This is a genomic window from Marinobacter alexandrii, assembly GCA_039984955.1.
GTDB lineage: Bacteria > Bacteroidota > Bacteroidia > Cytophagales > Cyclobacteriaceae > Ekhidna.
The window spans coordinates 246,600-261,999 of record JBDWTN010000006.1 but is presented as its reverse complement, the minus strand read 5'-3'; the positions used below and the strand labels follow the sequence as shown (position 1 = coordinate 261,999).

Annotated in this window: 19 protein-coding genes; 5 read left to right on the top strand and 14 right to left on the bottom strand. The window is 35.7% G+C overall.

Features of this window, described 5'->3' with window-relative positions; translation table 11 throughout:
- Positions 1-37 precede the first annotated feature (37 nt).
- The 5 genes from ABJQ32_05890 to ABJQ32_05870 form a co-directional block, all read right to left on the bottom strand.
- Positions 38-220, bottom strand: a complete 183-nt coding sequence (locus ABJQ32_05890) for a hypothetical protein (protein MEP5289161.1) — start codon at positions 218-220, stop codon at positions 38-40.
- 704 nt (positions 221-924) lie between these two features.
- Positions 925-1,275, bottom strand: a complete 351-nt coding sequence (locus ABJQ32_05885) for a cupin domain-containing protein (GenBank protein MEP5289160.1) — start codon at positions 1,273-1,275, stop codon at positions 925-927.
- Positions 1,276-1,380: 105 nt separating this feature from the next.
- On the bottom strand, positions 1,381-1,566 hold the full coding sequence (locus tag ABJQ32_05880) for a hypothetical protein (protein MEP5289159.1): 186 nt from the start codon (positions 1,564-1,566) through the stop codon (positions 1,381-1,383).
- Between the two features lie 626 nt (positions 1,567-2,192).
- On the bottom strand, positions 2,193-2,753 hold the full coding sequence (locus tag ABJQ32_05875; protein ID MEP5289158.1) for an AraC family transcriptional regulator: 561 nt from the start codon (positions 2,751-2,753) through the stop codon (positions 2,193-2,195).
- A gap of 242 nt (positions 2,754-2,995) precedes the next feature.
- Positions 2,996-5,356 carry an FtsX-like permease family protein gene (locus ABJQ32_05870; GenBank protein ID MEP5289157.1) on the bottom strand — a complete coding sequence of 787 codons (2,361 nt, stop codon included), beginning with the start codon at positions 5,354-5,356 and terminating at the stop codon, positions 2,996-2,998.
- 349 nt (positions 5,357-5,705) lie between these two features.
- Here ABJQ32_05870 and ABJQ32_05865 point away from each other — a divergent pair, with 349 nt between their 5' ends.
- Entirely contained in the window at positions 5,706-6,053 is a 348-nt protein-coding gene (locus ABJQ32_05865; GenBank protein ID MEP5289156.1) for a hypothetical protein, read from the top strand.
- A gap of 10 nt (positions 6,054-6,063) precedes the next feature.
- Complete coding sequence (locus ABJQ32_05860; protein MEP5289155.1) at positions 6,064-7,134, top strand: DUF748 domain-containing protein; 1,071 nt, start codon at positions 6,064-6,066, stop codon at positions 7,132-7,134.
- A 301-nt stretch (positions 7,135-7,435) separates the two neighbouring features.
- Here ABJQ32_05860 and ABJQ32_05855 read toward each other — a convergent pair whose 3' ends face one another.
- Genes ABJQ32_05855 through ABJQ32_05830 form a run of 6 tightly spaced genes read right to left on the bottom strand, consistent with a single transcriptional unit; the run spans position 7,436 to position 10,497 of the window.
- Entirely contained in the window at positions 7,436-8,095 is a 660-nt protein-coding gene (locus ABJQ32_05855) for an AI-2E family transporter (GenBank protein MEP5289154.1), read from the bottom strand.
- A gap of 20 nt (positions 8,096-8,115) precedes the next feature.
- Entirely contained in the window at positions 8,116-8,514 is a 399-nt protein-coding gene (locus tag ABJQ32_05850) for an AI-2E family transporter (GenBank protein MEP5289153.1), read from the bottom strand.
- Positions 8,515-8,522: 8 nt separating this feature from the next.
- Positions 8,523-8,918 carry a hypothetical protein gene (locus ABJQ32_05845; protein ID MEP5289152.1) on the bottom strand — a complete coding sequence of 132 codons (396 nt, stop codon included), beginning with the start codon at positions 8,916-8,918 and terminating at the stop codon, positions 8,523-8,525.
- Between the two features lie 16 nt (positions 8,919-8,934).
- Positions 8,935-9,843, bottom strand: a complete 909-nt coding sequence (locus tag ABJQ32_05840; protein ID MEP5289151.1) for a mechanosensitive ion channel — start codon at positions 9,841-9,843, stop codon at positions 8,935-8,937.
- A gap of 4 nt (positions 9,844-9,847) precedes the next feature.
- Positions 9,848-10,042 (bottom strand): CsbD family protein, encoded by a 195-nt coding sequence (locus ABJQ32_05835; GenBank protein MEP5289150.1) that lies wholly within the window; start codon positions 10,040-10,042, stop codon positions 9,848-9,850.
- Positions 10,043-10,101: 59 nt separating this feature from the next.
- Positions 10,102-10,497: a hypothetical protein gene (locus ABJQ32_05830; GenBank protein MEP5289149.1), complete on the bottom strand. Its 396-nt coding sequence runs from the start codon at positions 10,495-10,497 to the stop codon at positions 10,102-10,104.
- Between the two features lie 226 nt (positions 10,498-10,723).
- On the opposite strand from ABJQ32_05830, the gene ABJQ32_05825 reads away from it, so the two are divergent.
- From ABJQ32_05825 to ABJQ32_05815, 3 genes are all read left to right on the top strand, one after another.
- Positions 10,724-11,332 carry a porin family protein gene (locus tag ABJQ32_05825; protein ID MEP5289148.1) on the top strand — a complete coding sequence of 203 codons (609 nt, stop codon included), beginning with the start codon at positions 10,724-10,726 and terminating at the stop codon, positions 11,330-11,332.
- Positions 11,333-11,348: 16 nt separating this feature from the next.
- Positions 11,349-11,627, top strand: a complete 279-nt coding sequence (locus ABJQ32_05820; protein ID MEP5289147.1) for a hypothetical protein — start codon at positions 11,349-11,351, stop codon at positions 11,625-11,627.
- A 162-nt stretch (positions 11,628-11,789) separates the two neighbouring features.
- Positions 11,790-11,948 carry a DUF1328 domain-containing protein gene (locus ABJQ32_05815; GenBank protein ID MEP5289146.1) on the top strand — a complete coding sequence of 53 codons (159 nt, stop codon included), beginning with the start codon at positions 11,790-11,792 and terminating at the stop codon, positions 11,946-11,948.
- A 167-nt stretch (positions 11,949-12,115) separates the two neighbouring features.
- On the opposite strand, the gene ABJQ32_05810 is transcribed toward ABJQ32_05815, so the two are convergent.
- Genes ABJQ32_05810 through ABJQ32_05800 form a run of 3 tightly spaced genes read right to left on the bottom strand, consistent with a single transcriptional unit; the run spans position 12,116 to position 15,258 of the window.
- Entirely contained in the window at positions 12,116-13,552 is a 1,437-nt protein-coding gene (locus ABJQ32_05810; protein MEP5289145.1) for an ATP-binding protein, read from the bottom strand.
- A complete protein-coding gene (locus ABJQ32_05805) occupies positions 13,542-14,903 on the bottom strand; it encodes a sigma-54 dependent transcriptional regulator (protein ID MEP5289144.1) in 1,362 nt (453 codons plus the stop codon). Before ABJQ32_05805 ends, ABJQ32_05810 begins: the two co-directional genes overlap by 11 nt.
- Positions 14,881-15,258, bottom strand: a complete 378-nt coding sequence (locus ABJQ32_05800; protein ID MEP5289143.1) for a response regulator — start codon at positions 15,256-15,258, stop codon at positions 14,881-14,883. The genes ABJQ32_05805 and ABJQ32_05800 overlap by 23 nt, the downstream gene beginning before the upstream one ends.
- Positions 15,259-15,400: the final 142 nt, after the last annotated feature.

Sequence of the window (15,400 nt, the reverse complement as noted above, 5' to 3'; positions counted from 1 at the left end):
CTTGAAGGAGATGGTTTTAAAGGAAGTGGTTCTTTAATTAGAGAGAAGTAGTGATCTCTCTTTCGAAAAAAGCAAACTCTTTTCCTGAAGGATTCTCCGGATTCCGGCAATAGTAAATTCTGTCAACGTATCTTCTGATGATCAGTCTTAATGCTAGATTTGATCTGGGGGATACTGTATCTCCTTCCTTGTAAATGTTTGGTTTTAGTATCCTGGCCATAATTTTCGATTAAAATCTGGTAGTTTTAAATTTGAAAGAAACTGCATCAAAGAACCTGATCAACTTAGGAGAAAGGAGATGCCTACAGTGAATCACACAACAGTATATTGAGGATTTTTTAATATCCAGCGTACCTCAAATTTCACTATGGTTATTATCTACCTTGTAAGTTCTGAAGTTCTTAATGCTTCGTGTTACACATCTAGGGATAAGGATTACATAAATCACAGGTTTGTGAGACCTTGGGTTACAAAGGCATAACTTAAATCATGAATAAGAAGCGAGTATTACCTACGAGAATCCCCATGGTAATACGAAATAGATCTGAAGAGATGACTCCAATAAAGAGATTGATCTTTAGCTTTTAAGTTAAAGATCAAACATCGTTTTCCCCCTTCTCCTTACGTTTAGCGGCTTTTGCAGCTCTTTTTTCTTTTAGGGTTTTTTCAGGAGCTTTCTTTCCTGTTTTCTTTTTCCCCTCTCTTTCTTTTGACATTCTACTAATTGCTTTACAATGTAAAAATTAAAAAGGGCAAGATTGAGTATTCTTGCCCTGTATCATCTAAACCTAAAGAGATACGAACCTGTTAGAATTCTTTGTAAAGATGAGTTTTTCCTGATTTGAAGCATTACATTGAGTTGACAGATTGTTACACATATCACATGTTTAAAAATTAAGACGAGAATGCCTTAGTCACATGATCTTAGATCACCTCTTCGTATCCACTCTTGATTATTACTGATATCATTTTGAATTTGCTGATCCCTTTGATGCTGTTTCTGGTATAAGCAGGTAGGACAATACACTGACCACTTTCAATCGTATATTTCTGATCCCCTATCAAGATTTCAGCACTTCCACTGATCACTTGGATAAAATGATCAAATGGAGAAGTTTTTTCAGACATTGCTTCACCTGAATCAAGTGAGGCGAAGGTTACACTTCCTGTGTTTTTCTTCATCACAATTTTAATTCCGATAGAACTCGGTTTGTAATCAATGATCTCATTGACGTTAAACACTTTGGATTTTTCTAGTTCCTCAATATTTTTCATTTGTTAATTCAAGTTGCTATTCTTATCTAATGGACTTGATTAAGGTATAGTGCCAATTGCTTTCTAGAATAGAATGATTTTAATGATGAGATCGATTTTCTGAGCTCAATAGGTTTGTAGCTTGGCTAAAAGTAAATTCAACTCTGCTCTGGTTTTGTCAAGTTTGAGAGAAAGTTTGTCCAACATATGTTCCTTCTGTCCTTCTTGAAATTCGAAATCCTCATCACTCAAAATCGAGAACCTTCGTTTTAGCATTACTTTTTGTTCTCTCCAACTTCTGGTTATTTCCATTTTTTTGGTATGTCAATGATGCTTTTGTTTGAAACGGTGGTTACAAAAGAGAAGCTGTTGTGATTATCGTACGTTACATAACCATGATAAATATTTATATATATCCCACATATTTGGCTTTTTTCAAGGAAGTCAAATACTAACAACTGCTCGAAGATATTCAGGTAATCTTGTGATAAGACTATCCAATAATTAACTAGCACCAGAACACTAACTAAGGTTTCTTGATCTGGTTAAGGTCGTTTTTCTATAAAAATTTATTTCTTATTGTAATTCGTATGAGTATCACAATTAACATGATAATAATCGATCCTGTAACGATAAGAATATGAGTAATAGCTCTCTCGCCATAATCTAGAAAGCCAATTGTCCATAGCATGGTCAAACCCATATAGAATAAGAGCCACCTCATGACCACCTAAATGTTAAAAACGTTGAAAATATCAAAGCAGTTAGGATGACAGAGCACGAGCATTATTGCCAATATCTTGATTATCCATGAAAATTTTCTTTAGTTGCAAAGGTGAAATCACACTCTTCAATTGTGTTACATAAGCGCAAGAGAGTATTACATATATCTCATGTTTCTAAACATCCAGGCACTATTGAGTTGATCCTTAATAGATTTATAGATCTTCGAGGTTTCCCTTTCGTTTTTCCTTCAATTGCTTATAAAAGGTTGGTGTTAGTCCGGTGATTTTTTTGAACTGATTAGATAGATGAGCAACGCTACTATAATGAAGTTTAAAGGCAATCTCTGAAAGAGTTAATTCATCGTACAACAACAGTTCTTTCACCTTTTCAATTTTATTGATAATGATGAACTGTTGAATCGTAATACCTTTGACTTCTGAAAAAGTATTGGCTAAATAAGTATAATCATACCCTAGTTTTTCACTTATGTAATCCGAATAATTCACTTTTGGAATTTCATCTGAATAATGAATCATTTCCGTAATTACATTTTTGATTTTTTCAATTAAAATACTCTTCTTGTCATCAAGCAGTTCTAATCCAGATACAAGCAGATTTTTTCGCAATTGATCTCGCTGCGACAATGTAATGTTTTCCATTATTTCTACTACGCCAAGATCCACCGTTACATATTGAAGTCCCAGTTTTTTTAATTCTTCCCTCACCATCATTTTGCAGCGCAGACTGACCATGTATTTGATATAGAGCTTCATTGAGAATCTTTTAAAACACACCTAACTAGTGATGTCAAGTATTGATGACGTTCGAACAGTGTGACGTCTTACAGGAATACGAGAAAGTAAAGGTATCTCTTTTAGCCTCCGCTACTCAGATATTGGTTTGCTAAAAGATGAGTACTGTAAAGACCTCTCACCGAAGGTTCATTTGTTTGTGTTGGAACAACTGAAGCTGCTCGAGGCAGCTTCAGTTCATATTAAATCATCAATGTCAAAAGCTATTCCACCTTCAAGCCGACTACAGGATTGGCTTTTGAGACCTTTCTGACCTGAGTTGAGACGGTGGCAAGTAGCACGAATATCAAAAGTATAACAGCAATCATTACACCCGATACGGTCATTGGTATGTGATATTCATACACTTCATCCATCAGGGCTCCCATCAAAAAATAGCTGATCGGGCCACCGATTGTTAAAGAAATTGCAAACAACAGTACATATTGTTTCGTGATATTAGACGCAATGTTCTTTAACTCTGCACCAAGGACTTTCCTGATGCTAAACTCTCTCACTCTACCTGTTACATTCAGCGTGACCAATCCATATAAGCCCAGAGCTGCCAACATTACGGCGATAAAAGCGACCGCCTTCATGAATTTTGCATGATTTCCAATTTGTTCGAAATAATTGCCAAATACATCTTCCTGGTGCCCACCATTGAAAGGTGTTTCAGGGAATAACTCAGCCCATTTTTCTTGAAGAGCGTCATACGTCTCCTCTTCTGTACCAGCCATTACTTTCATAGATAGATAGCGGTAGTCTTCTTTTTCTGCCACTCTAAACATGGTAGGTCTGATTTCATTGAAGAAGCTGTACATATGGAAGTCTTTCACCACGCCGATGATTTCATACTGGACACTATCTATTTTGAAGAACTGACCCACTGGATCTTCAAGCGACATACTCTTAACCATGAGTTCATTTGCTACAATAGCCTTTTTATCGCTTTCAAATCGATCCCTGAATAACCTACCTTCCAACAATTCCAGGCCCATTGATTCAACATAGTTAGCATCTACAGCTAATTCTGTAACCTCATATTGACGTTCGGGGGTTTCAATGACTCTTGTAAGTGAACTTTCTCCAAGATGATTCCGTGATCCAAAAACTTGTTGAACGTTAGGATTTTGTGACATAGCCGCACTCATTTTTTCATACGCAGACTGATCCGGCACCCTGACGTACATCGATTTTAATGGATCATATCCCCAGCTTCGATTGGATTGGTAGGTCGTGTTTTGGCTGAAGATCACTCCACAAGTGATTGTGATGCACGCCAGAATTAACTGGAAGCCAAGGAATATCTTAGTGAGTGGATTTTTCTTTCCAAACTGAACAGATCCCTTGAAAATTCTGACGACTTCAAATTTGGCGATATAGAAAGCAGGGTAGATCCCTGATGCAACTCCAGTAAAAAGAAGTATTGATCCAAGGAATAACCAGAGATTACTATCGGTGAGTCGAAGACCAAGGTTGATGTTAAAAAGGTTGTTAAACCAAGGGAGAAAAACAAAGGCACCAAGGAGGAGTCCAAAGAGTAGAGCGAATAGTGTAATAAAGATATTTTCAGCAATAAATTGAATGATTACCAAGCGTCTGTTAGCACCTATTACCTTTCTTACACCAATTTCCTTTAACCTTTTAGATGCAGAGACAATGGCGATATTGATATAATTGAAGCATGCCAACAGAAGCATAAACAAACCGATGATGGGTAGAATCAATCGTGCCTCATCCTCAACCCCCGAAGAAATATCACTGCTGATATCTCCAGACCTATTGTGCAAATCAGCAAGCTTGATAAACTCAAACTTTGAAATAGCCCAGTCTTCTCGCACACTATTCTGAAGCGTACGATATTTTTCCATGCCGTTCTCGATGATAGCTAGATCAGAAGGCTGCTCTACTTGTATTAAGGTGGCGTTGACGAACCCTCGCCAGTTGTTCAAATCATAATCAGGGTGGGTGGTACTAATATTTTCAAAATTTACCAGAAAATTGAAGTCAATAGCATGCGCTAGAGGAAAAGGTTCAGCGACTCCAGATATGGTGAATGTTTTTCGTATGTCTCCAAATTTTAAGAGAACATTTTTTCCCAAAGGGTTTTCGTCTCCAAAGTACTTGATAGACATTTTCTCACTGAAAATGATGCTGTTCATATCAGCTAGGGAACTAGCCTGTCCCCATTTTAGCGGGAAAGTGAACATTTCCAAGAACTCAGGATCGGCAAATCGAACTCCTTGGTTAAATACTTTATCCTCATATTTTATGACGGTTCCAAAATCTTCAACACGGCAGACTTTCTTGATATGTGTGAAGTCTTCTTTAAGCATTGCGCCAAGTGGTGTTGGAGATAAGCCCAAATGGCGCTCTGTGCCATCTCGATCTACAAAAAATGTAGTTAAATAAACCTCATTCTTATTTTCATGGAAGTCATCGATGGTATAATCGAATTCCATGAATGAGTAGACGATTAAACATACGCCTATTGCTACGGCTAGTCCAAATAAATTAATGAATGAGCTTAATGGATTTTTTAATAGGCTTCTTAGGGAGGTTTTGAGGTAGTTTTTGAACATTGGGTTTCCTTTTTTTAGTCCTGACGATTGATCTCTATTCGATAATTGAAATAGAGCTGCGCTCTAATAGATGACATCTTCGAGTGAAAGGTTGCTTATTTCGGAAAAAAGTGAATTACTCATACGTACATAGATTTTTCATAATTGTTCTATCTACCTTATTAAGTAGAAAAAAGGATACTAATAATGAAAAACATTCAATGAACAAATACAGAAAAGAATGTGTAGCAATAATTCTACACATTGAGGAATAGGAACACACTCATTCCCCAATTCAACTACAAATAATCTCATTTCAAGACAATTTTTGTTTGGCTTATTTTTTTCATTAGATGCTAAAAACATTTGAATGATGAAATACACATATAAAAAATTCTTTGGTTCGACTTTTTTTTCGATTTCTATTATCCTTTTTCTATTGGTTTTAGTTATAGGGTGTGTCAGCCAGAAAAAATATGATGCAGCACTTCAAGAGATTGCTCGTTTAAGTGTTGACAGCACGTTTCAGGAATACAAGTTGACCAATACGGAATTTGAAAAAGATGGATTGCTTTACAAGCAAGAAGAAGCACTTGATTTAAAGTCTCTAAAGCTTGACTCACTTAAATTGGTTGTTAGAGACCTTAGAAGAAATCTTAAAAAAAGTGAGGACTTAATGAAATCACTTCAAGAATTAGAAACTTCAGATTCCCAATAATTTTGAACAAATGAAGAAGGTATTTAAAATAACACTCAGTATTTTCATTTTTCTAATTCTGGTTAGAATTTCTCTTCCTTACTTCCTTACACGATATGTTAATCAAGTTTTGAATGACTTGCCTGGCTATTCTGGTTCAATAAAGGATGTGGACCTACAACTTTATAAAGGAGCTTATGCTATAGACAGTTTACAAATATTTAAATCTGATAGCAGTGTTCATGTACCTCTTTTTTCTTCACATCGGATTGAACTATCCCTTCAATGGAATGCATTACTTGATGGAGCTATTGTAGGAGAAGTAGATTTGATTAAAAGTACACTCACCATGGTGGGGGCAGAAAATACCAATGAAACACAATACGGTGAAGATGTGGATTGGACAGTACCGCTCAAGAAGTTAATTCCTCTCCAGATTAACAAATTGGCAGTTAGTGATAGTCGCATTTTTTTCAAAAACTTTCAAAGTGAGCCTCAGATAAATCTATATATGCAAAGTGTAAATATCGAAGCAACAAATCTCTCTAATACTGATTCTGAAGAAAAATTACTGCCTTCAAAGATTAAAGGTTCAGCAGTGTCTATTGGAAATGGTAGACTGAGTCTTTCTGGAGATTTGAATGTATTAAAGCAGACCCCTGACATGGATATTGAATTAAAGTTCGAAGATGTACAATTGAAGGACTTAAACGATTTCTTAAAGGCTTATGCAAAAATTGATGCAGAGGAAGGGACGTTCAATTTATATAGTGAGATAGTTGTCAACGATGGTCAACTAGAAGGATACGTAAAGCCAATCGTTAGAGACATTAAGCTGGTTGATTTCCAAAAGGATAAGGAACAACCACTTGAATTGATATGGGAATCATTTGCAGGACTAATTATTGAAATTTTCGAAAATCAAAAGAAAAATCAATTTGCGACAAAGGTACCATTGACTGGAAGTGTTGAAAATCCCAATTCAAAAGTTATTCCTACTGTATTGAATATTTTCTCCAATGCATTTATAGAAGCATTTAAGAAAAATACTGATGGCACAATTGATTTTGGTTCGAAAGAAAAAGCAAAGGAAGAAGTATGAAACATTTCTTTTAACAACACTATGAGTAGCAAACAACTATTCTGCAGCAAGATAACTTTGAATAAACAGTCCGATTGTTTTGACAAAAATAGAAAAGATGGGGATAGTGAAAATATGGGAAAAGACCTGGTGAATTTTACAGATTACATCAAATATAATTTTATTATATGGGCCAATCTGGAAGAACAAGGTCACTTGAAAACAAACGTAACATTTATAAGGGAAAGAATATTCTGTAATATGCTAAGTAATCTTAGTTTATGTAAAAAAATTCAGCCTGCAGAAATATCAATATCTTTTGTTAAACTTTCAATTTTTCATCTAGAAGAAGACTAATGGATTTTAATGGGCGATGATAACTACAGAAAACCCTAAATATGGCAGTAAATGGTAGAAATAGAGCCATACCAGCAACTCCCCATAGAGAATTTCCAATAATTAAGCTAACAATTGCCGCTAATGCATTGACATTTAAGTTACCACCAACAATTTTAGGACTTAGGTAATTACTTTCTACTACCTGGACCGCCCAAAAAGATATCATGATACCTATAGGAGTCCATAAAGAATCATTGGTCATGAGCGCATAGATAATTGGGATGGCCGCACCAATAGTGGTTCCTACGTAAGGAATAATTGCTAAAAGAGCAGCTAGGAAACCAAAAAAGATAGCGTTATCTAAGCCAAATAATAATAGAATGATCGTATTGGCTACACCTAAAATCGAGATCATGATACCCATTCCAAATAAGTATGATTGACCTACCTTTTGCATCTCACCTAGCATTTTTCCTACCAACTCTTTGTTGTTTTTTTTCGCAAACCGCTGTGCGACTTGCTTGAGCCCGCCACGATAGATGAGTAGCAAGAACGTATAAACAAAAGACATTAATGCTCCCGAGAAAATAGTACTTGTTTGACTCAACGTACTGGTCACAATAGATCCCTCAGACTCTTTCATCAAATCCTCCCCCTGATCAATTATTTTTTTTGATTTATATCAGGAATAAGAGAAATATTTCTGTTTAAATATTTGACGGTAGCACTGAAAACTTCTTTTAGTTTCACTTCAAAATTTGAGAGTTCTTCAGCAATAGAGGCAATTTGAGAAGACAGAAGAAATACTAATCCTGCTAACACAGCAGTGATAATGCCCATAGTTAATGTGGTTGCCAAAATTCTCTTTATTCCCCAAGATTCTATTTTTAAACAGATGGGATACAAGATGAAAGAGATAAGTAAAGCAATAGAAATGGGAATTAAAATAGCACTACCAAAATACAGAATGGTGACAATGCCCACCATACATCCTATACCTAGAAAAATCTGCTGAAAAGACAGATCCATCGATTGTTCTTTGTTTGATTTTTCTACAGTCATAGCTTATTCTAAGAAATTATTTTCTTTAAAAGAATCTCTTCAGTTTTTAAATGATTGGAAAGCACAAAAGATTCGAATGCATTCATTTCGTTATCCATTAAGGCAGCTTGATATAAATCTTTCAATAGCTCTTCATTCGCTATGATCAATTGTTCTATAGAGTCTTCACTATCCTTTTTTGATATTTCGTGCTTGATCATTTCAGGGGATATAGCTTTAGACTGATCGATATTAAAAAGACGACATATTTCAAGGGCTTGAAGATCTTTCTGGTCTTTCGCCTCTTCTAAAAGTGGCTTTAATCCATCATTTTCGTTGCTTTGAGTCATCACTTCAGTATACCTAGATTTAGCAATTAACAAACCAAGGATTAATCGAAAGATTCCCTTTTTTATTTCTCCCATACCTCGAATATTGAAATTATGAAGATTCTTGATTTTCTTTTAAAATTTCCATCTCTGAGAGCCTCTCACCTCCTTTAATTCCAAAATCTAATGTGCGGATGGGGAATGGAATTGTAATTTGATTTTCATCAAATGCTTTCTTAATGGCGATGATCGCTTCACTCCTGGCCTTGAGAAACCCAGCTTGCCCTGGATATTTTATCCAGAACATGATTTCAAAATTTATAGAACTATCTCCAAATTCATTATAAAAAAGATTAACCTCTTTTCCATCCAATAGGAAAGGAAGTTTTTTAATTGTCTTTTCGGCTATGTCCCTGACCTTTTCCAAATCATCAGCGTATGAAACACCAACTGATAAGTCAATTCGTCTCTCATGAGTTTTAGTATAGTTCTTTAATGGATTCTGAAAGACTTCCTTATTGGGGATTAATACATGTAATCCCTGAAAAGTACGAATTGTGGTAACCCTTAAATCAATCTTCTCCACCTCACCCATATAGTCATTGGTTTCCACAATATCTCCAACCTTAATGGGCTGCCTGAATGCCATTAGAATACCTGAAATAAAGTTTGCAGCAATGTCCTGAAAAGCAAAACCAAGTGCTAATCCAATGATACCGGCACCTGCAAGCAAAGAGGTGACAGCTTGCTCCAAGTCTAAAACATTTAAGACGATGATTAGCCCAGCTCCGAGAATTAGTATCTGAAATATTGTTGTGGCAAGAGCATTGACGGCCGTCCTGTTAGAAAACTTTCTTATAACTTTCCCTGAGAGTCTTCTCGCAAAACGCGCTAGAATAAAGAAGAGAATGAATATGATAGCTGCCACCACCAAATTAGGTACCATGGCAGCTAAAGATTCAAACCAATTTTCGATTTTGCCTACTGCTATATTCCAAGCTTCTTTTAAATCGAATTTCATGGTATTATTTTACTTCTATTAAACTACTCAACTCTCTCACAATTTCATCTTTGGTTTTACCGAGTCTTTTTTGTAGTCTTCCAATCATTTGATCTTCTTCACCCTTTACCATAACTAAATCATCATCGGTGAGTTCACCATATTTAGCTTTCAATTTTCCCTGTATAATGTTCCAATTTCCTTTTAATGTAAGATCCATTTTTATCAATTTTTGTTATAAATATTTTTACTTGCAGGCAAGAATTATTCAGTGATTTCTTAAAGTTTTGAATCAATATTTTTCTTCAATTCATTGAATTCTGACTCTATATCATTAAAAATATCACCTGTCTCTTTCTTTATTTCTTTCCAATTTTCTTCCGTCGCATTCTTTGCTTTAGACAAGGAGCGTTGAATATCTTTTTTCTTTTCTTCCAGATCTTCTTTGGCTTCTTCCAGATTTCTCTCAACCGGACCTTCATTGATATTCATTTTATCTTCAATGTCATCGATAGCATCATCAATGTTGGCTTCTAATTTTTCAAATTCCTCTACCATCTCTTCTTTTTGTTGTCGAAATTCTTCAGATAAATCACTTTTCTTTTGGGTAGAGCATGAGAAGATGAAAATCATCATAATCACTGAAAAACTTGTTGTCATTCTATTCAAAATCATAGCTTTATTAGTTGCATTAATATTATTAAATTCTTCTTGTACAGTGGAATATTCATGCCACACTGCCAATTCGCAGTATTCACATTAATCTGAAATATTTTGAGGTCAATTGTCCACACAGGTGTGTAGAATTCTCTACAGATTGATCTTGAAATAGGTCTCCGAGAGAGAATATAGCTTCTGGAATGGTTTTCTCAATACAACTAGCAAAACCAAACAATTAGTTATGAAAATAAAATTATTTTTACTCACTTCTTGCCTTGTTCTAGTGATCGGCGCACATGCTCAAAACTTTAGATCTGGTATAAAGGGCGGATTTAACTATAGCAGTTTATATGTAGATGATGTTGAAGACCGAAAAATTAGGCCAGGATTTCATATCGGGGTATTTGGCCAAACACCATTAGGTGAAGCAACTGCTCTTCAAACAGAGTTACTGTACACCACGGCAGGAAATCGTACAACGTACAATAGTGGTCCTTTTGATGGCGAAGTAGATTTTAATTTGAATTATCTGCAATTACCCGTCTTGTTAAATTTTAAAGTGGCTGATATCCTTGAGATACACGCCGGTGGCTATGCTGCCCTACTCCTAGGAGCAAATACTTCTTCTGAAGGAGATTTCGGATCCAGTTTTCAGGAATTAGATAGAGATAATTTTGAGTCCTTAGATTTTGGAGTGGCGGCAGGAGTAGGAGTTAATTTGAGCGCTCTGCAAATTGGGCTAAGGTATAATCTTGGCTTGACTGAAATAGCTAAATCCTCTTCAGCACAAGACCTTCTTGGGGATTCCAAAAATGTTGTAGGACAGGTGTATATCGCACTTGGATTTTAATTATAATCTATCAAGAATGTCATTTCCTTATGCAAAACAATCTGTTCTTTCTGAAATCAAATTATTGAAGCATAAAATGAAAAACAGAGGTTATCCGGTCAAGGTTTTCTTTAGAAAAGGAAACGGAATCAAGACACTCCTTAATGAAACGGGAAGATTCTATGACTTTAAAGGATTATTTGTTTTCTCTACTAATGATCACAGTCATTCATTTGTAAAAGAATCTGATACGGTGCTTCAAGACATACAAAAGACAGTACGTGGAGATCGTGCTCAAGACAGAGAGTTCCTGTAAAAAATAGCTCAGATCTATGGTTTTTGTACACCTCTGGCTGGTCAAGAATATTTGAAATCAATGGAAGTGAAATGGATAGAAGTATTTGACCAGAATAAGAGACTAGCTCTTTCTAAGGCTCTAAAATCAATAAAGTTAATTTAATCACTAAACACAATTACTATGTTAACATGGACAATTATTTTCATCATTGTGGCATTCGTTGCTGGAATTCTAGGCTTTACTAAAGTAGCAAGAGGAGCGGCAGGAGTTGCGAGAATATTCTTTTTCATATTCATTGTGCTCTTAATTCTTTCTTTGGTGACAGATGTATTCTCATAGCCTTTTACTCAATTGAGGAAATGCCAGGTGGTTGTAGATCATCTGGCATTTTTATTCATAATGATAAGAGGAATTATACTCATTACTTAGAGCATGGTCATATGATGTACAATGGTTCTATTGCTAAAAATTTGAACACAGGATTACTCCATTCTTCAGTAATCCAGTCATACAGGAAAGTTGATCTTGAAAGTAGTGCCTTTGCCATCCTCACTTTCTGCTTTGATCTCCCCTTTGTGACTTTGTATGATATTTTGAACAGTTACAAGTCCTAAACCGGTACCTTCTTCTTTTGAGGTATAGAACGGTTCGAAAAGCTTTTCAAGGTTTTCTATCGATATGCCCTTTCCATTATCAATTATTTCCAGATGCAGATATCCATCCTCTGAATAGGTTTTGATAGTTAGTATTCCCTTACCCTTTTTCATTGCTTCAATAGCATTAATCATCAAATTGAGAAGTGCTACTTTTAATTGATCCGCGTCGAGAGATATGTCTGGTAAGTCCGCTTCGTACTCCTCTTTAAGAGTCATATTGAGTAGGTTGATGCGATCTCTCACGAGATTAAGTGCATCCTTCACCGTTTGATTAAGAGGTTGTGTCTCTAGTTTCAGTTCTTTGGGTTTCGAGGAATCTAGCAAGTCGGAAATGAGTTTTCCAATGCGATTTGCATTCCGTTTGATGATATCAAAATACAATTCGGCATCTTCTACGTCTTCAGGTATTTCTTCTTTGAGCTGTTCCATAGCCAATGTGAGATTGGTGAGTGGGTTTCTCACTTCATGAGCGATGGTTCGTGATATTTTGCCCGTCATGGATAATTTTTCAGCAACCAAGAGTTCTCGATCTGCGCGCTTTCTTTTTGTAAGGTCTCTTACTACTCCTATGAATGATTTCTCACGAGTCTCCTCATCTTCTAGCCGAGCACAGTTGATCAAGCAATCCTTTTTTCGTCCTTCTTTATCTAGTAAAATAGTTTCGAATTCTTCTACTTTTCCTTGCTCGAGAAATTTCTTTTGAAATAAATTGAAATGACCTCTGTCAGCAAACAAACCTTCCAATGACATACAAACTAACTCATCTTCTGCATAGACAAATAGTCTTTGAAACGCCAAATTAGTATCAATAAATACCAATTGATCGTTCGCGAGGAAAATAGGATCTATAGATTCTTCAAAGAGCTTCCTGTACTTTTTTCCCCTGGTTTCTACTTCCATAACAGCTTGTTTCAGGTCAGATACATCTTGAAATGTAACAGTGAAACCATCGTTTAATTTAACGGCAGAAACTCGAAACCATTTGTTAACTTCCTCTCCTGGATAGTACTGCTCAAAAGTTGAAAACTTACCAGTTTTCACTACTTCTTTGTATTTATCAAACAGGCCTACCTCTTCATTACCAGGCATTAATTGCAAAAGTCTTGATCCAATAAGTTTATCTGATGGAATTCCCACCATATCACTAGCTATATCATTGGTAAAAGTCCATTCGAAATCTATAATTTCATCGGTTTCACTTCGCACTGACTTAAAAGTCATGATACCATTGAAAGCACTATCTAAAATGCTCTTCAGAAGATGTTCATTAGATCCATCAGAAATCAATGTTGTAACTTTTTAATTTATTGTATAATGTCTTTCTATCCACATCAAGCATTTCTGCTGTTTTGGATTTATTGTTATTCGTTTTCTTTAATGCCTGCAAGATCGCCCGTTTCTCAGCCATCTCTGCAACCTCTTTCAATGAAGTGCCTGATAAAGCATCTATATCAGTGCTGGTAACTTGCAAATTAGGATGTATGATTTCTTCCGGAAGCTGACCAATTGAAACAGTTTCATTCTGAGATAACAAGACTGATCGCTTAATCACATTTCCAAGTTCCCGCAGATTTCCATGCCAATGATAGGACTTTAGGAGGTTTAAGGCATCTCTTTCGAAATCTATCACATTCTTCTCTAGCTTCTCATTTGCGACCTGTAAGAAATAGCGAGCAAACAAGACAATGTCCTCTTTACGTTCCCTCAAGGGAGAAAGCTTTATGCTAAATTCATTTACCCGATGGTATAGGTCCTCCCTGAAATCACCCTCCCTTACCGCATTCTTGAGGTCTTCATTTGTAGCAGCAATTACTCTCACATCTACAGATATGTCTGAAGATCCGCCAACTTTTTTCACCACTCGTTCCTGTAACACTCGCAAAAGTTTAATTTGATTTTCATAGCTTAAGTTACCTACCTCATCCAGAAATAATGTTCCTCCAGAAGCTATTTCAAAGTATCCTTTCTTGTCATTCAATGCTCCGGTAAATGCTCCCTTCACATGTCCGAAAAGTTCACTCGCAGCTAATTCTTTTGGCAAAGCCCCACAATCGACTGCTACAAAAGGACTTTTTGCTCGCTTGCTCTTTTGATGAATTGCTCTAGCCGCATACTCCTTACCCGTTCCCGTTTCTCCCAGAATAATCACAGACATATCTGTAGGTGCAATCAATTCAATGTGTTTTTGGACAGTGTGAGATTGCTGACTTGTACCAGAAATGAATTTTCTTTCAGAGGGTTTCTTTTTTCTTTTGCCAGAGGCTAATTTATCTGTATGCTCCACCTCTAGTGCTCGCTTTACAGTTAGAAGAATTTCTTCTGGGTAAATTGGTTTAGTAACATAATCGAATGCTCCTTTTTTTAAAGCCTCGACAGCAATTCGAACGTCTGAATAGCCTGTGATAATGATGACCTGAATAGATGGATTAATTATTTTGATTTTTTGAAGAATTTCTAATCCTGTATAATCAGGAAGCCTGAAATCACAAATTGCAAGATCAATCTCATCACCTTCAATTATCTTAATACCCTCTTTCCCTGTTGAAGCGGAAAAAGATTCAAAGTCATGTTTGCTAAAGAACTTTTTCAGTAAAGTGCAAATATCTTGTTCGTCATCAATGATTAAGATTTTTCTCATCTTTTTTATACAAGGTGTTTACTGCGCCAATAATTTCATTTCTTGAGAATGGCTTTTTTATAAATAGATCAGAGCCTAAATCCGTAGCTCTTTTCATTTCATCTGCACTATCGTATGCACTGATTACAATAATTCCAGAATTCGGATCTTTTTGTTTAATCAATGGAATTAAGTCAAATCCAGTACCGTCTGGCAAGTTCAAATCCAGAAAGAATATTGAATAGTTATTTTTTTCAATCATTTCCTTCGCGGAATTAATTCTTGCAGAAAAATCGGTTTTTAATCCTTGTTTCTTGAGAAAAACTGAAATCATTAAACCAATGTCTTCTTCATCATCAACGATCAGAACACTCATTCTTAAGTGGTTTATTTTTTTTACAATTTACCAGAACTATTGATGGGGACATGTCAAGTGTGTGATTATTTCCCCACAATTTCATATTACTTTGATGTCAAAGTGCCAAACTAAGAGAATTAGAATTCTTGAAACTTATTTA

What these genes read in the sequence shown, in the direction of transcription:
- ABJQ32_05890 (MEP5289161.1), bottom strand. Translation starts at nt 220, where the DNA reads ATGGCCAGGATACTAAAACCAAACATTTACAAGGAAGGAGATACAGTA.
- ABJQ32_05885 (MEP5289160.1), bottom strand. Translation starts at nt 1,275, where the DNA reads ATGAAAAATATTGAGGAACTAGAAAAATCCAAAGTGTTTAACGTCAAT.
- ABJQ32_05880 (MEP5289159.1), bottom strand. Translation starts at nt 1,566, where the DNA reads ATGGAAATAACCAGAAGTTGGAGAGAACAAAAAGTAATGCTAAAACGA.
- ABJQ32_05875 (MEP5289158.1), bottom strand. Translation starts at nt 2,753, where the DNA reads ATGAAGCTCTATATCAAATACATGGTCAGTCTGCGCTGCAAAATGATG.
- ABJQ32_05870 (MEP5289157.1), bottom strand. Translation starts at nt 5,356, where the DNA reads ATGTTCAAAAACTACCTCAAAACCTCCCTAAGAAGCCTATTAAAAAAT.
- ABJQ32_05865 (MEP5289156.1), top strand. Translation starts at nt 5,706, where the DNA reads ATGATGAAATACACATATAAAAAATTCTTTGGTTCGACTTTTTTTTCG.
- ABJQ32_05860 (MEP5289155.1), top strand. Translation starts at nt 6,064, where the DNA reads ATGAAGAAGGTATTTAAAATAACACTCAGTATTTTCATTTTTCTAATT.
- ABJQ32_05855 (MEP5289154.1), bottom strand. Translation starts at nt 8,095, where the DNA reads ATGAAAGAGTCTGAGGGATCTATTGTGACCAGTACGTTGAGTCAAACA.
- ABJQ32_05850 (MEP5289153.1), bottom strand. Translation starts at nt 8,514, where the DNA reads ATGACTGTAGAAAAATCAAACAAAGAACAATCGATGGATCTGTCTTTT.
- ABJQ32_05845 (MEP5289152.1), bottom strand. Translation starts at nt 8,918, where the DNA reads ATGGGAGAAATAAAAAAGGGAATCTTTCGATTAATCCTTGGTTTGTTA.
- ABJQ32_05840 (MEP5289151.1), bottom strand. Translation starts at nt 9,843, where the DNA reads ATGAAATTCGATTTAAAAGAAGCTTGGAATATAGCAGTAGGCAAAATC.
- ABJQ32_05835 (MEP5289150.1), bottom strand. Translation starts at nt 10,042, where the DNA reads ATGGATCTTACATTAAAAGGAAATTGGAACATTATACAGGGAAAATTG.
- ABJQ32_05830 (MEP5289149.1), bottom strand. Translation starts at nt 10,497, where the DNA reads ATGATTTTGAATAGAATGACAACAAGTTTTTCAGTGATTATGATGATT.
- ABJQ32_05825 (MEP5289148.1), top strand. Translation starts at nt 10,724, where the DNA reads ATGAAAATAAAATTATTTTTACTCACTTCTTGCCTTGTTCTAGTGATC.
- ABJQ32_05820 (MEP5289147.1), top strand. Translation starts at nt 11,349, where the DNA reads ATGTCATTTCCTTATGCAAAACAATCTGTTCTTTCTGAAATCAAATTA.
- ABJQ32_05815 (MEP5289146.1), top strand. Translation starts at nt 11,790, where the DNA reads ATGTTAACATGGACAATTATTTTCATCATTGTGGCATTCGTTGCTGGA.
- ABJQ32_05805 (MEP5289144.1), bottom strand. Translation starts at nt 14,903, where the DNA reads ATGAGAAAAATCTTAATCATTGATGACGAACAAGATATTTGCACTTTA.
- ABJQ32_05800 (MEP5289143.1), bottom strand. Translation starts at nt 15,258, where the DNA reads ATGAGTGTTCTGATCGTTGATGATGAAGAAGACATTGGTTTAATGATT.